Annotated in this window: 12 protein-coding genes; 4 read left to right on the forward strand and 8 right to left on the reverse strand. The window is 55.8% G+C overall.

Annotation, left to right across the window (positions count from 1 at the left end; all coding sequences use genetic code 11):
- Position 1 precedes the first annotated feature (1 nt).
- From QZ280_RS10655 to QZ280_RS10665, 3 genes are all read right to left on the reverse strand, one after another.
- Positions 2-1,225 carry an MFS transporter gene (locus QZ280_RS10655; RefSeq protein WP_293443824.1) on the reverse strand — a complete coding sequence of 408 codons (1,224 nt, stop codon included), beginning with the start codon at positions 1,223-1,225 and terminating at the stop codon, positions 2-4.
- 158 nt (positions 1,226-1,383) lie between these two features.
- On the reverse strand, positions 1,384-2,169 hold the full coding sequence (locus tag QZ280_RS10660) for an inositol monophosphatase family protein (protein ID WP_293443827.1): 786 nt from the start codon (positions 2,167-2,169) through the stop codon (positions 1,384-1,386).
- Between the two features lie 72 nt (positions 2,170-2,241).
- On the reverse strand, positions 2,242-3,147 hold the full coding sequence (locus QZ280_RS10665; RefSeq protein WP_293443830.1) for a LysR family transcriptional regulator: 906 nt from the start codon (positions 3,145-3,147) through the stop codon (positions 2,242-2,244).
- A 96-nt stretch (positions 3,148-3,243) separates the two neighbouring features.
- Between QZ280_RS10665 and metF the strand changes: the two genes are divergently transcribed.
- Positions 3,244-4,110, forward strand: a complete 867-nt coding sequence (gene metF, locus QZ280_RS10670) for a methylenetetrahydrofolate reductase [NAD(P)H] (RefSeq protein ID WP_293443833.1) — start codon at positions 3,244-3,246, stop codon at positions 4,108-4,110.
- Between the two features lie 61 nt (positions 4,111-4,171).
- Complete coding sequence (locus QZ280_RS10675) at positions 4,172-4,657, forward strand: PaaI family thioesterase (RefSeq protein WP_293443836.1); 486 nt, start codon at positions 4,172-4,174, stop codon at positions 4,655-4,657.
- 78 nt (positions 4,658-4,735) lie between these two features.
- Here QZ280_RS10675 and QZ280_RS10680 read toward each other — a convergent pair whose 3' ends face one another.
- Both QZ280_RS10680 and QZ280_RS10685 read right to left on the reverse strand, forming a co-directional pair.
- Positions 4,736-5,755 carry a DUF2235 domain-containing protein gene (locus QZ280_RS10680; RefSeq protein WP_365734560.1) on the reverse strand — a complete coding sequence of 340 codons (1,020 nt, stop codon included), beginning with the start codon at positions 5,753-5,755 and terminating at the stop codon, positions 4,736-4,738.
- Complete coding sequence (locus QZ280_RS10685; protein WP_293443839.1) at positions 5,742-8,054, reverse strand: xanthine dehydrogenase family protein molybdopterin-binding subunit; 2,313 nt, start codon at positions 8,052-8,054, stop codon at positions 5,742-5,744. Before QZ280_RS10685 ends, QZ280_RS10680 begins: the two co-directional genes overlap by 14 nt.
- 141 nt (positions 8,055-8,195) lie before the next feature.
- On the opposite strand from QZ280_RS10685, the gene QZ280_RS10690 reads away from it, so the two are divergent.
- Positions 8,196-11,096, forward strand: a complete 2,901-nt coding sequence (locus QZ280_RS10690; protein ID WP_293443898.1) for a valine--tRNA ligase — start codon at positions 8,196-8,198, stop codon at positions 11,094-11,096.
- 27 nt (positions 11,097-11,123) lie between these two features.
- On the opposite strand, the gene QZ280_RS10695 is transcribed toward QZ280_RS10690, so the two are convergent.
- Together QZ280_RS10695 and QZ280_RS10700 are read right to left on the reverse strand one after the other, a co-directional pair.
- Positions 11,124-11,909, reverse strand: a complete 786-nt coding sequence (locus QZ280_RS10695) for a crotonase/enoyl-CoA hydratase family protein (protein ID WP_293443842.1) — start codon at positions 11,907-11,909, stop codon at positions 11,124-11,126.
- An 87-nt stretch (positions 11,910-11,996) separates the two neighbouring features.
- Positions 11,997-12,158, reverse strand: a complete 162-nt coding sequence (locus tag QZ280_RS10700; RefSeq protein WP_293443845.1) for a Tat pathway signal protein — start codon at positions 12,156-12,158, stop codon at positions 11,997-11,999.
- 98 nt (positions 12,159-12,256) lie between these two features.
- Here QZ280_RS10700 and QZ280_RS10705 point away from each other — a divergent pair, with 98 nt between their 5' ends.
- Positions 12,257-13,366: a pyridoxal phosphate-dependent aminotransferase gene (locus QZ280_RS10705; protein WP_293443848.1), complete on the forward strand. Its 1,110-nt coding sequence runs from the start codon at positions 12,257-12,259 to the stop codon at positions 13,364-13,366.
- Between the two features lie 258 nt (positions 13,367-13,624).
- Here QZ280_RS10705 and QZ280_RS10710 read toward each other — a convergent pair whose 3' ends face one another.
- Positions 13,625-14,818, reverse strand: a complete 1,194-nt coding sequence (locus QZ280_RS10710; protein WP_293443851.1) for an aminotransferase class V-fold PLP-dependent enzyme — start codon at positions 14,816-14,818, stop codon at positions 13,625-13,627.
- Positions 14,819-14,852: the final 34 nt, after the last annotated feature.

Consider the following 14,852-nt stretch of genomic DNA (forward strand, 5'->3'; position numbering starts at 1 on the left):
CTCAATCGCGTTTGCGCGACTTGCCGACCAGTCGCCCGATCACAAATGATGTGCGCGGCGCGTAAACATAGCGGGTCTTGTCCTCCACAGTATCGCGCGCGCGCATACGGATCAGACCGAAAGCGATCAGCACCAAATGCCCAGTCGCGATCATTATGAACAAGGCCGACGGCCCATACAAATTGATCAAAGTCGACGACACCAGCGGTGATGCAATCGCACCAAGCGCAAAGAAGAACATGAGTGCAGCGGACAATTCGACCCGCTCATCATCGGAGGCGAAGTCATGCGCGTGCGCCACAGCCACCGAATAAATCGGGAACGTGGTGAGGCCAAAGAACACAGCCCCCGCCATGATCGCAGCCGTGCCCCCTGCCCCAATCACATTGGTCACCATGCAACTGATGACAGCCGCGGCGGACAATCCAATCAAGACCCAACGTCGGTCAAACTTATCCGCAAGCCAGCCAATCGGATATTGCGCCAAAGCGCCGCCCAAAACGAAAGCCGCAAGAAAATAGGCGATCTGATCGGGGCGCAACCCAACCTCTTGCCCATAAATCGGTCCAACCATCCTGAAGGACGCACTTGAAAGCGCGGCGACAATCACCCCTGCCGCTGCCAAAGGTGATCGTGCCACCGCCAACATTGGCCGCAAACGTGGCGCGCTTGGCGTTTTGGGCTGGCTCACTTTAGTCAAAGTCATCGGCAAAAGTGCGGCGCAACACAACAGCGCGAGCAAGTTGTAGGACACATAGGACGCAGGTTCGAGCACCCCGATCATCAATTGCGCCACCAAGGACGCCCCCATATCGGCAATCCGGTACACGCCCATCGTACGCCCGCGAGTCTCATTGTTCACTTTGGCCTGCAACCACGCCTCGATCACCGTATAGCAACCCGCGACACACAAGCCGGATGCGGTCCGCATCAACGCCCAAGCGTAGGGATCTATGATCAACATATGGGCCAACAACCCAATCGCGCCCGAAGCGGTAAAGGCCGCAAACGCGCGACTATGCCCGACACTTCCCATGAGACGCGGGGCCCACCAACAACCAATGAAAAACCCGACAAAATGGGCCGATCCTAACAGGCCGATCTGCGTCGTACTAAATCCTAGTGCAATGCCAGACAAAGCATCAAGCGGCCCAACACCGCCCGATGACAGCTGCAACAAAGCGACTGACAAAAACAAAGCTACAAAGGAAATCAACATCCGCATAGACTTCACCTTCCCTCAGAATGCACACCTGCACCGCAACGAAATCGACAAATGCCATGACATTTTGCGCCATCCCACTTTTTTGGTCCAAAAATACCTCTGGGAGCGCGAGGGGCTGGCCCCTCGCTTAATTCGGATTGCGCAAGCAATTCGAAACCTTAAGAGCGGATCACTTTTGCAAATGTAGAGAAGATAGCTTCATTCGCACAGATCACTTCACCGTCTGCGAATATGTCCCCTTTCGGGTTCAAGGGCTCAATAAATCCACCCGCTTCGCGCACAATCACAAGACCCGCAGCCATGTCCCAGGAATTCAAACGTCGCTCCCAAAACCCTTCATAGCGGCCCGCAGCTACATAGGCGAGGTCAAGCGCAGCCGCACCAAAGCGGCGAATACCTGCAACGGAGGGTGCAATCTTGGCAACATCTTTGATCGTCTCGGGTAAATCCGCGCGACCACCGAAAGGAATGCCTGTCGCAAACAGGCTCTCGATCATCGAATGACGCGAAGACACACGCAGGCGTTGATCATTCATCCAAGCGCCCGCACCTTTTTCGGCGACAAACATCTCGTCTTTAGTGGGGTCATAAATAACACCCGCAACGATCTGGCCTTTGTGCTCGAGCGCAATAGAGACAGCCCAATGCGGCAGGCCGTGTAGAAAATTCGTAGTGCCATCCAAAGGATCAACGATCCAGCGACGTGTCGGATCTGCGCCTTCATCTGCGCCACCCTCTTCGGCGAGCCAACCGTAAGTGGGCCGCGCGTCCATCAAATCTTCTTTGATAATCTTTTCCGCAGACAGGTCCGCTTTGCTGACGAAGTCGCCGGCGCCTTTGCGCGAAACTTGCAGATTTTCGACTTCGCGAAAGTCCTTGGCTAAGCTACGTCCGGCCCTGCGCGCCGCTTTTATCATCACGTTTAGATTTGCGCTGCCTTGCATGGCGGGATCGTCCTTAAAATGTGAGGTGTTTAGGCGCGCGGTATAGGCAGGCACGCGCCATTTGCCAAGCGCTTAAGCGTTTTGCAATTTCGCGGCCTCTTCTTTGGCCAAACGGATCAGATCCAACATGTAGGGTTTGGTGATATCTTCATCGCGTGTGGCCGCGAAAAGTTGGCGGGTAAGGCCCGTTTCACTGAGCGGGCGTGTCACGTAGTCAGAGGAGTATTTCACCTCGCGCACGACCCAATCGGGCAGAACGGAAATGCCGCGATTGGAGGCGACGAGCAGAAGAATAACGGCCGTCAATTCCACTTGCCGAATAGCGGCGGGTTCGACTTTGGCGGGCGTCAAAAGCTGGCTAAAAATATCAAGGCGCGCGCGATCAACGGGGTATGTAATCAAGGTTTGCCCCCTGAAGTCTTCTGCATCGATATAGGGTTTTTGCGCCAAGGGGTGCTGGGAAGAAGACACAAAAACAGGTGCGTAATCAAAAAGATGGCTGAATTCGACCCCCTTCAGGTCCTCAGGGTCGGAGCTGACGACCAGATCCACCTCTTCCTTTTGCAGGGCAGGTAACGCGTCAAAGGCAAGCCCAGGTTTGATATCCACATCCACATCAGGCCAGAGTTTGCGGAACGCTTCGAGCACAGGAAAGAGCCATTCAAAGCAAGCATGGCATTCAATGGCGATGTGCAAACGGCCCGATTTGCCATCGCGCAAACCGCTGAATTCCGCCTGCATCGCATCAATTTCTGGTAAGATTTTCTCGGCCAAACGCAGCAGGCGAAACCCCGCTGCAGACAGCTTCATCGGCTTGGAACGGCGCACGAAAAGTTCGACACCTGCCTGATCTTCCAAGCCCTTGATCTGATGGCTGAGCGCACTTTGCGTGATGTGCAATTGATCTGCAGCCTTGGCCAGTCCGCCATTCTCGTGAATCGCTTTGATCGTTCGAAGATGTCTGAATTCAATATGCATACCTGAGCGCGCCTCATGAAGGTCTTGAGTAATATGAATTTGTTTCACAATCACCTTCGTGCGACAAGAGCGAAATTCATAAAGGATCCAGTTATCATGAACGCGCCTCAGGTTTCATTCGAGTTTTTTCCACCGCAATCGTTAGAGGCGTCGTTCCGGCTTTGGGACACAGTGCAGGTTTTATCCCCGCTTGATCCGACCTTTGTCTCCGTCACTTACGGCGCGGGCGGCACAACGCGTGATCTGACCCGGGATGCGGTCGCAACCTTGCATAAATCAAGCGGCCTGAACGTGGCTGCACACTTGACCTGTGTAAACGCTACACGCGAAGAAACCCTTGGAATTGCTAAAGAGTTCGCCAAAGCAGGCGTGCGTGAAATCGTAGCCTTGCGTGGCGATGCGCCAAAAGGGCAGGACAGGTTCACACCTGTTGAGGGTGGGTTTGCCAATTCTGTCGAGCTGATTGAGGCGCTGAGCGCAACGGGCGATTTCAAGATCCGCGTCGGGGCCTATCCCGACCGCCATCCAGAGGCGGCAAGTGCGCAGGCGGATATTGATTGGCTCAAGGCCAAGCTGGACGCGGGCGCGAGCGAAGCGATCACTCAATTTTTCTTTGAGGCAGACACATTTTTCCGCTTTCGCGATGCCTGCGTTAAAGCGGGGATCACAGCGCCCATTCTGCCCGGCATTCTGCCAATCGAGAATTGGAAAGGCACGCGCAATTTCGCGAAGCGGTGTGGCACAGAGATCCCGCAGTGGCTGAATGACGCGTTTGAGACAGCAGAGCGCGATGGGCGCAGCGATCTACTTGCAACTGCGATTTGCACGGAATTGTGTTCAGATCTGATGGAGGGCGGCGTTGATGCATTCCATTTTTATACACTGAACCGTCCTGAGTTGACCCGTGATGTGTGTCACGCGCTAGGGGTCACGCCGAAGATCGATCTGCAAAACGTTGCGTAATTGACGATTGCGGCGCGGGCTCACGCCTTCTAGCTTGGTCGTGAAATAAGGAGCCGCGCCCATGCATTACGCCCAAAGCCTTGATGATCTGATGTCCCTCGCTGAGGTGCTCGACATCACTGGCGTGGCGTTTATGCAAGGTATTTTGGACGGCAAGCATCCTGCGCCACCCATCGGCAAAGTTCTGAATTATAAACTAAATGCTGTCGGCGACGGGCGAATCGTGTTTCGCGGCACGCCGCTTTTTGATCACTGCAATCCCTTGGGGACAGTGCATGGCGGCTGGTACGGCACACTTTTGGACAGTGCCATGGCTTGCGCTGTGATGACGAAGATTCCGAAAGGCAGCGTCTATACGACCTTGGAGTATAAGGTGAATATCCTACGCCCCATTCCTTTGGGCACAGAGGTTGATGCAATTGGCGTCACGGATCACACGGGCCGCTCGACCGGGATTGCCCATGGTGAAATTCGCGGGGTTTCGGATAATAAGCTTTATGCTTTGGGAACAACCACTTGCATCATTATGAAACCAAACAACGCTTGATTAAACGCTGCTCGCACCGCGCCAGCGTTGTTTGAGGCCTGCGGTTAGACCACCGCTTAGCGTTGGCGGATCGCGCTGCTAACGCGCGTAGACGGAATGATGTATGCGTTCGCAAATGTCGTTGTCGATGCGGCGGCGTTTGCGAAATAAGAACAGCTTGCCAAACCCGCGCCATGTGCTGACCGAAGCCGCCCTTGGATTCTGCGTGAAACGCGCGCGCCAGTCTTCTGGAAAAACCAAACCACAGCTTTCCATACGTTCTAACATCCAGACCAGCGGAATATTGGCGAGCGGGCGTGCCGCTTCAAGGCCACCAAGCTGGCCGCCCACATCGCCGTGGGTGCCCGGAAACCAAACTTGTTCGATGCGGCCTTGCCAATCTTCGGGGCAAGTCCACAAAACAGGGGTGTAACTGTTGCGTGTTTCATCGCGCGCGAGTGCGTGAAACCCGTGCTGGATGGAGCGACCCAGATCGCGGTTGTGAAACGCATGTTTGGGCGCACTCCACCGCCAGAACACAGGCAGACCATTGCAAAGCGCTTTGACCGTATCCCAGACACCCACCATTTCGATGGGGGCGTTGTCATGGCAATGCTCTGCCACAAAATTTTCGTGATCGACGCGTCCTTCACCGCTTTCGTAGATGCGATAAATTGTGCGTATATGTCTTTCTTCTGAATGCGCAGCAGTGAGCAAACCTACACGATCAATCACCCCCGCGAGTGAGCGCACAGCAAAGGCACCACGCGAGTAGCCAAGTAGAGAAATGCGATCTCCTGGGCGATAACGCGAGGCGAGAAACCCGTAAGCGCGGCGAATTAGGCGATTGATCCCTCGCCCCAGCATTACATCCGGCGCAGAGCGCAATCCGCGCCATTGCACGCCCGCTTCATAATAAAGCAACATGTCAGGGTCGGCTTCGCAGAGCAGCTTATAGGTGCGCCCCGCGTTGGTTTCGTACCCGTCATCCAAAGAAGACATGGTGCCATCAAAGATCACCACATGGGTTTGGGCCGCGCGCGCTGCGGTGCGCGGGCTTTGACGGCGACGGCGCAAAGCACCGCTGAGCCAAAGGGATATGCGTTTACTCAGCCGCAAGAGAGCCCGCCTTGTTTGCCTTTGAAATCATCTGCCACATGCGATGTGGGGTGAAGGGCATATCAACTTTTTCGATACCGAGTGGTGCGACCGCGTCTTGAACCGCGTTGGCGATCGCCGCCAAAGCGCCGACTGTTCCCGCCTCACCGCAGCCCTTCATGCCCATCGGATTAGTGGCTGTTGGCACCGCTTCTGTAGAGAAAGAAATCATTGGGCTATCATCTGCGCGCGGCATTGCGTAGTCCATAAAACTTGCCGTGAGGAGCTGGCCGTCTTCGTCATAGACAACCCGTTCTGTCAGCGCTTGCCCGAGGCCTTGAATGATGCCGCCATGTACTTGGCCTGCAACCAGCATAGGGTTGATAAGATTTCCAAAATCATCGACGACTGTATAGCGATCCACTTGGGTAACTCCGGTTTCGGGATCGATCTCTACCTCCGCGATATGAGCACCATTGGGAAAAGAGCGAGCATCAAGCGTGATGCGGGCCTCAACGTTCAACAGATCCTCGCGCCCGTCCGCGCGCGCCAATTCTGCAACCTCTACCATCGTATAGCTCTCATTGGAGCCATCTGCTCTAAAGGCCTCATCATCAAACATGATGCTCTCCTCGCTCACGCCCATCTTCTCTGCTAAGAATGGTGTAAATTGGGCGATCATCTTTTCAACAGTCGCAAGGGTTGCGGTATTTTGCACCGTGACGGAACGTGATCCACCCGTGCCACCCCCCGTCGCGATAAGGTCACTGTCGCCTTGAATGACGTCAATCTTATCTGCCGCAATGCCCGTTTGATCCGACAAGAACTGCGCATAAACCGTTTCATGGCCCTGCCCGTTGCTTTGGGTGCCGACATAAATGCGCACACGATCCCCTTCCTCGAAGAACACCACTTTTGATGTTTCTGAAGGATCGCCCAAAATGCTTTCGATATAGTAACAAAGCCCCATGCCACGCAATTTACCTGCGGATTGGCTCTTGTTGCGCCGATCTGCAAAGCCAGTCAGGTCGCACTTATTTTGCGCAACGCCCAAAACGCGGCCGAAATCGCCGACGTCATAGGTGACTTGTCCTGCCGTCGCATAAGGGAAAGCATCGGGTGCGATAAAATTGCGGCGACGTAGCTCCCACGGATCCGTGCCGATCGTGCGTGCGGCGTAATCCATTGCGCGTTCCAGCACGTAGATCGCTTCGGGACGGCCGGCGCCGCGATATGCGTCCACTTGAGTTGTGTTTGTGTAAACGCCCTCCACATGAAGGAACACCGCTTGCACGTCATAACACCCCGTGAGGACCTTGGAGAAGAGTTCTGTCTGAATGGGTTGCGCGAACTGTGAATTATATGAGCCCATGTTGGCGATGGAGTGGACTTTGTAGGCGACCAGCTTGTGATCCACATCAAAGCCCATTTGCACACGGCTGGTGAGATCGCGCCCCGCATTGTCGCTGAGCATGGCTTCCGTGCGTTCCGACATCCAGCGCACGGGCCGCCCCAAAGTGCGCGCAGCGGCGGCGCAAATGGCGTATTCGGGATACATCATCGCTTTCATCCCAAAGCCGCCGCCCGTGTCGGGGTTGGTCACGCGGATATCCTCAGGCGCCATCCCCAGATGCGTGGCGAGCTGGTCTTTCGGTGCCCACACCCCCTGCCCGTTGAGCGCCACATGCACACGGCCCTCAGAGATCTCTGCATAGCAACCACGCGGCTCCATCGAGTTGACGATGATCCGGTTGTCCTCGATATCCACATCAATCTGATGCGCGGCAGCTTTGAAGGCCGCTTCAAATGCATCCTCGTGGCCCAGCACCCAATCGAACGCAATATTGTTTGGGGCGATGTCGTGCACAGGTGCCCCCCCAGCTGCGAGGTCCATATGCACGGGCAGCTCGTCATAGTCGAATTCGATCAATTCAGCCGCGTCTTTCGCTTGCTGTAGGGTCTCTGCAAAGACCATCGCGACGGGTTCGCCGACGAAACGCACACGTCCCTGTGCTAACAGTGGTCTCACAGTGCGATCCCCACGACTGCCATCGCGCTTTTTCAAAAGGCTGGCTGCCATGGGCAGGGTGACGCCCATATCTTCAAGGTCCTTGGCGGTGAGCACCATGTGTACGCCATCAGCTTCGCGCGCGTCATCGACGTTCAGCGCAGTAATGTCAGCATGTGCGACGGGGGCGCGGTAGACCACGCCAAACAACGCGTTTTGTGGCGTGATATCATCTACATAACGCCCTTCACCCGTGAGAAAGCGGATATCTTCCGTGCGTTTGACCGCCTGACTTTTCCCGAATTTTTCCATGATGTGCTCCCTGCGTTGCGCGCCACTGTGAAAGATAACCCTAAGCCACGCACATCAGATGTCCAGATTGGCTTTTCCTTTGGGCACGCTTTGTTTATCACCCCTTTCAACACCTCATTCGATTTGAAGGACGCCAAACCCATGGCAATGGAAAAGAATTTCGACGCGCAGAGCGCAGAGACCCGCCTCTATGAGGCTTGGGAAAAAGCCGGATCTTTCAAAGCGGGCGCGAATGCCAAGCCGGAAGCGTCGACCTTCTGCATCATGATCCCACCGCCCAATGTTACGGGCGTTCTGCACATCGGCCACGCCTTCAACAACACCTTGCAGGATATCTTGATCCGCTGGAAGCGGATGCAGGGGTTTGACACACTGTGGCAGCCCGGAACGGATCACGCAGGCATCGCCACACAGATGGTGGTTGAGCGTAAACTGGCCGAGACCCAGCAGCCAACGCGCGTTGAAATGGGCCGCGATGCGTTTCTTGAGAAAGTGTGGGAGTGGAAAGGTGAGTCTGGCGGTACGATCATCAACCAGCTCAAGCGTCTTGGCGCGTCTTGCGATTGGGATCGCGAAGCTTTCACTATGTCGGGTGCGCCAAACGCGCCTGCGGACGTGGCGGGCGGTAATTTCCATGATGCGGTGATCAAGGTCTTTGTTGAGATGTACAACAAAGGTCTCATCTATCGCGGCAAGCGTTTGGTGAACTGGGATCCGCATTTTGAGACAGCGATTTCCGATCTTGAGGTCGAGAATATCGAAGTGGCGGGCCACATGTGGCACTTCAAATACCCACTCGCGGGTGGTGCGACCTATACCTACGTTGAGAAAGACGAAGACGGCAACGTCACACTTGAGGAAGAGCGCGACTATATCTCCATCGCGACGACCCGCCCTGAGACGATGCTTGGCGATGGCGCGGTTGCCGTGCATCCAAGTGACGAACGGTATGCTCCTATTGTTGGCCAGCTATGCGAAATTCCGGTTGGTCCGAAAGAATTGCGCCGCCTGATCCCGATCATCACGGATGAATATCCTGATAAGGATTTCGGATCAGGTGCGGTCAAGATCACTGGCGCGCATGATTTCAACGACTACCAAGTCGCCAAGCGTGGCGGCATACCCATGTATAACCTTATGGACACACGCGCTGCGATGCGCGCCGATGGCAAACCCTATGCGGAGGAAGCTGCGATTGCGCAGGCGATTGCCAATGGTGAGCAAGAGTTTGACGAGGCGATGATCGCTGCGATGAACCTTGTGCCGGATGAGTATCGCGGCATGGACCGCTTTGAGGCGCGTAAGAAGGTTGTGGCGGATATTTCCGCTGAAGGTCTGGCTGTGATGGTCGATCACGTTGCGACGGATGAGGATGGCAACGAGACGGTGACGCAGGTGCCGTATGTTGAGGCCAAGCCGATCATGCAGCCCTTTGGCGACCGCTCTAAAGTGGTAATCGAGCCGATGCTGACCGATCAATGGTTCGTTGAGACCTCCAAAATTGTTGAGCCCGCTTTGGAAGCTGTGCGCTCAGGTGCTACGAAGATCATGCCTGAAAGTGACAAGAAGGTGTATTTCCACTGGCTGGAGAATATCGAGCCTTGGTGCATCTCGCGTCAGCTTTGGTGGGGGCATCAGGTTCCGGTTTGGTTTGATGGCGATGACAATCAGTATTGCGCAGCAACAGAAGCAGAAGCGCAGGCGATGGCTGGTGATGGCGTTGCACTGCGTCGCGACCCTGACGTGCTCGACACATGGTTCTCCTCTGGCCTTTGGCCTATCGGCACGCTCGGCTGGCCTGAGCAGACGGAGGAGTTGAGCAAATACTTCCCGACCTCCACGCTTATCACAGGCCAAGACATCCTGTTCTTCTGGGTCGCGCGCATGATGATGATGCAGCTCGCGGTCGTGGATGAAGTGCCCTTCGACACGGTCTACCTGCACGGCCTCGTTCGTGATGCGAAGGGCAAGAAGATGTCCAAATCCACGGGCAACGTGGTGGATCCGCTTGAGATCATTGACGAATACGGCGCGGACGCGCTGCGCTTTACCAATGCGTCGATGGCGTCTTTAGGTGGTGTGCTGAAGCTCGACACCAAACGGATCGAGGGCTATCGCAACTTCGTGACCAAACTCTGGAACGCCGCGACTTATGGTGATTTCAAAGGCACGTTTGAGGTGGCGCATTCTGATGCGATCCCCGCAACGACACTGCCGCTTAACCAATGGATCAAAGGCGAGATCGCCAAGACCCGCGAGACGGTGGATGACGCACTGGAGGCATACCGCTTTAACGATGCCGCCAACGCGCTTTATGCGTTCACATGGAACACGTTCTGCTCGCAATATCTGGAGTTCACCAAGCCCGTCATGGACGAAGGCACGCCAGAAGAAGCAGCGGAAACCAAGGCAACATATGCTTGGGCGCTGGATCAAATCCTGATCATGCTGCACCCGATCATGCCCTTCGTGACCGAGGAAATCTGGGGCCAGAAAGCGCGCCCATCGATGATCGTACACGCGCCATGGCCTAGCTATACCGCCGCCGATCTGGTCGATAGCCAAGCGGATGCGGACCTCAGCTGGACGGTTGCGATGATCGAAGCGATCCGCTCTGCGCGCGCGCAAATGAATGTGCCTGCTGGTGCGTTCATTCCCTTGGTTGTTAAGGGCATGGACGATGCGGCCAAGTCTGCTTGGGAGCAGAATGAAGCTTTGATCATGCGGTTTGCGCGGATTGAGAGCATCGCGCATGTGGAGGATCTGCCTAAGGGTACGGTCGCGCTTGCGGCATCGGGCGGCACGTTTGGATTGCCTCTGGAAGGCGTGATTGATGTGGCGGCTGAAAAGGCGCGTTTGGAGAAGACGCTGGGTAAATTAGCTAAAGAATTGGGCGGTCTGCGCGGGCGTCTGAACAATCCCAAGTTCGCTGAAAGCGCGCCTACGGAGGTATTGGAAGAAACCCGCAAGAACCTGAGCTTGCGCGAAGCGGAAGAGGCAAAGTTGAAAGATGCCTTCGATCGTTTGGCCGAAATTGGTTAGAGGTCGCTGTTTTTTTAGAAAAATCGTTCACCCGAAATTGGGTGGGCGTTTCTGAACGTTGGCCATCACCGCCTCCATTTGATCGGGCTTGCCGATCAACGAAGCTTGCGCGCGGGATTCTTCCAACAGGACAGCTTCGGACGCGTTTTCCAGCGCGTAAGTGACCAAAGCTTTGCCCGCACGCACCGCGGACGGGCTTTTGCTGGCGATGAGCTTGGCCAGCTCTAAAGCGCGCTCTAAAGGTGTGTCGTTGACCTCGGTGACCAGCCCGTAGCCTTCTGCCGCCTCGCCTGTGAATTCTTCGCCCGTGTAGGTCAAGCGGCGCAACACATCCGCGCGCATCAAGGCTGGCCAAAGCACCATGCCACCCATATCCGGCACAAGGCCCCATTTCATTTCAAGGATCGACATGCGCGTATTTGGCGCCGCAATGCGGATATCCGCACCAGACGCGATTTGCAGGCCCGCACCAAAGCACACGCCTTGGAGCACAGCGATTACGGGGACATCCAGCTGCCGCCAGATCATGCACACATGTTGGTAATCGTTAGAGGGGCCATGCGTGCGCGGCATCATGATGTCCATAGGATCACCACCCGCAAGTGCCGCAAAGCTTGCCACGTCGAGCCCAGCGCAGAAGGCATCGCCCTGCCCTGAAAGCACCACCGCACGCACATCTGTATTGTCGCGCAGGGCTTCGCCCGCTTCGATAATGGCCGCGAGCATGGCCGGATCCACCGCGTTCATTTTGTCGGAGCGGGTCAGCTCGACATGTGCAATGTGGTTTTGGATGGTTGTGGTGACGCGTGGCATGGGCGAGCTCCTGTTTCTGTGGCTCACGCTAGCCGCGATAGCCCGTCTAAGAAAAGCGGAACGTTAGGGCACGCTACGTTCGGGTGCCTAGGGCACAATTTTCTCAACCGCGCGCATCATGCCGAGGGATTTGTCGTAAACCAGTGTCAATATGCGGCGTCCGCCCACTTTGCTGACGATTGGCGGCAGTGCACGCACGGAGCCAGCGGCGAGCGCGCTGGCGATAAATCCTCTACGGGTCAGTTTCATGATGCGCCCCCTTTTAGTTGCGAATGATTCTCATCTAAGCAGGCGCGGCGACAATTTCAACCTTGCCCCCTTTAGCGCCACCGCTTACGCCTTTGTCTATGACACATCCACGCTATACCGCACTCGCCCAGACCTTGCCTGCTTCCGTGCCCTTTGTTGGCCCCGAAGCCCAAGAACGCGCACGTGGTGCGCAATTTGAGGCGCGACTTGGCGCAAATGAGAACGGCTTTGGTCCTAGTGCAGCCGTACTGGAAGCGATCAAAGCCAGCGCAGATCAGACTTGGATGTACGGTGAACCCGAAAGCCATGATTTACGTGCAGCGCTCGGCGTACATCACGGGATTGGCCTTGAAAATATCGTTGTGGGCGAAGGAATTGACGGTCTTTTGGGCTATCTCGTGCGCTTGATGGTCACGGATGGCGATCATGTTGTGACCTCTGAAGGGGCCTATCCTACGTTCAACTATCATGTCACCGGATTCGGCGGGACCTTGCATAAGGTGCCCTACAAAAGGGACTATGAGAACCCCGATGCGTTGCTTGCGAAAGCGCGTGAGAGTGGTGCAAAGCTGATCTATCTTGCAAACCCAGACAATCCCATGGGTACGTGGCACGAAGGGTCTGTGATCGAGGATATGGCCGATAACCTGCCCGAGGGCTGCCTGTTGGTTCTGGACGAGGCCTATATCGACCTTGCCCCGCAAAGCGCTGTGCCGACTCTGCCTATAGATCATCCCGGCGTCATTCGTATGCGCACGTTTTCAAAGGGGTATGGGCTAGCGGGTATGCGTGTGGGCTATGCGATGGGCGCGCCTGAATTGATCCGTGCGTTTGAGAAAATCCGCAACCATTTCGGGATGAACCGTTTGGCGCAGTTTGCCGCTCTCGCAGCGCTGCGCGATCAAGCAGGGCTGCGAGATATTCAACAGCAGGTTGAGGCATCCAAAGAGCGTATTGCTACGATTGCTGAAGAGAATGGTCTGAGCGTGCTGCCCTCTGCCACAAATTTTGTCGCTGTCGATTGCGGTAAGGACGGCGATTTCGCGCGCGCTGTGCTGGCGAGCCTGATTGAGCAAGGCGTGTTCGTTCGTATGCCCTTTGTAGCCCCGCAGGATCGTTGCATTCGTATCAGTTGCGGCCCTGATGCGGAGGTGGATTTAGTTTCGACTGCGCTGCCAAAAGCGCTGAGTGCGGCGCAGAACGCATAACCCGCGAAAAATTTACCTGACATTTAGGTCTGCTTTGCTACTCTGACAGTGACTGAGTGAAGAGGGCAAGATGAGAGATCAAAGGCAGGGCCGCGTCGAAGACTACATAAGCATGTGCTTGATCATGGCACTGGTTAATCTGATGTGGATCATGGTTGTGATTTAGGCATCGAAAGGCTTTGTCGCGGCACTTTTACTAAGCGGTGCGGTGCATTTTTCAATCAAACTACTGGATCGAAGTCTCGCGCGTTTGCGCCACTAAGACGCCAACGATTTAGCTGCCGTGTCCAAAGCACCGGCCCCATAAGGCAGATCAAGCGCATCAAAGCCCGCCTGAATAGAGGCGAGCGTGCCCAGCACCATATGCGCATTTACATGCCCCATATGACCAATGCGCAAAAAGCCATCGCCTTTGGGATCATTTGGCTCGGACATGCCCAAACCAATGCCAAGGGTGACGCCAGCCTGATGTTCGCTCCAACGGCGCAAGCGCGTGCCATCTGGGCCGCCAAGGCGCAAAGCGGTCACCGCACAAGATCGATGCGCGCGTTTCTCCACGTTCAAACTCAAAGGACCGCCCTGCCCCCATGCCTCGCAGGCGGCCCAGATTGCGCTTGCGAGCTTTTCATGGCGGGTCCAAATCGCTTCCATCCCCTCTGCCATCATCATGTCGAGTGAGACGCGCAGACCATAAAGGTGATGCGTCGGCGCAGTGCCGCCGAAATACTGGAAAAAATGTTCGGGATGCGCACGCGGGGTCCAATCCCAATAACGGCTGACACGGGTCATCGTAGCACGTATTTCTGCGGCATGATCGTTGAAGAAGACCATGGCCAAGCCGGGTGTCAACATCAGCCCTTTTTGACTGGCTGTGACCATCACATCAACGCCCCAGGCGTCCATCTCAAAGCGATCACAGCCCAGCGAGGCAATGCAATCGGCCATCAAAAGGGCCGGATGACCAGCGGCGTCAAGCGCGGCGCGCACCGCCTCTACATCGCTTTTGATCGAAGTCGAGGTGTCCACATGTACAGCGAGCACTGCCTTGATCTTATGTTCCGTATCTGCGCGAAGGCGTGCTTCGATCGCACCGGCGTCCATCGGGGATTTCATCCCGAAATCAAGCAGTTCTACCGATGCGCCCAATGCTTCAGCCATCTCGCCCCAGCCTTCACAAAAGCGCCCTGTTGAGGGCACGAGTACCAGATCGCCTTCGCTAATCACATTGCTTAGCGCGGCCTCCCACGCGGCGTGGCCATTGCCCATGTAGATCGCCACGTGATGTTCAGTGCGCGCAACACGGCGCAGATCCGCCGTAAGACCCGGCATCATTTCGATCAATTCACCCTCATAAATATTGGGCGACGCTCGGTTCATAGCGCGCAGAACCGCATCAGGCACCACAGAAGGGCCAGGAATAGCAAGATAGGTACGGCCATTTGCAAGAGACATGATGCGAACTCCAGTTGCATTTAGGCAGACATTA

The sequence above is a fragment of the Planktotalea sp. genome, from assembly GCF_018607995.1.
Lineage (GTDB): Bacteria > Pseudomonadota > Alphaproteobacteria > Rhodobacterales > Rhodobacteraceae > Planktotalea.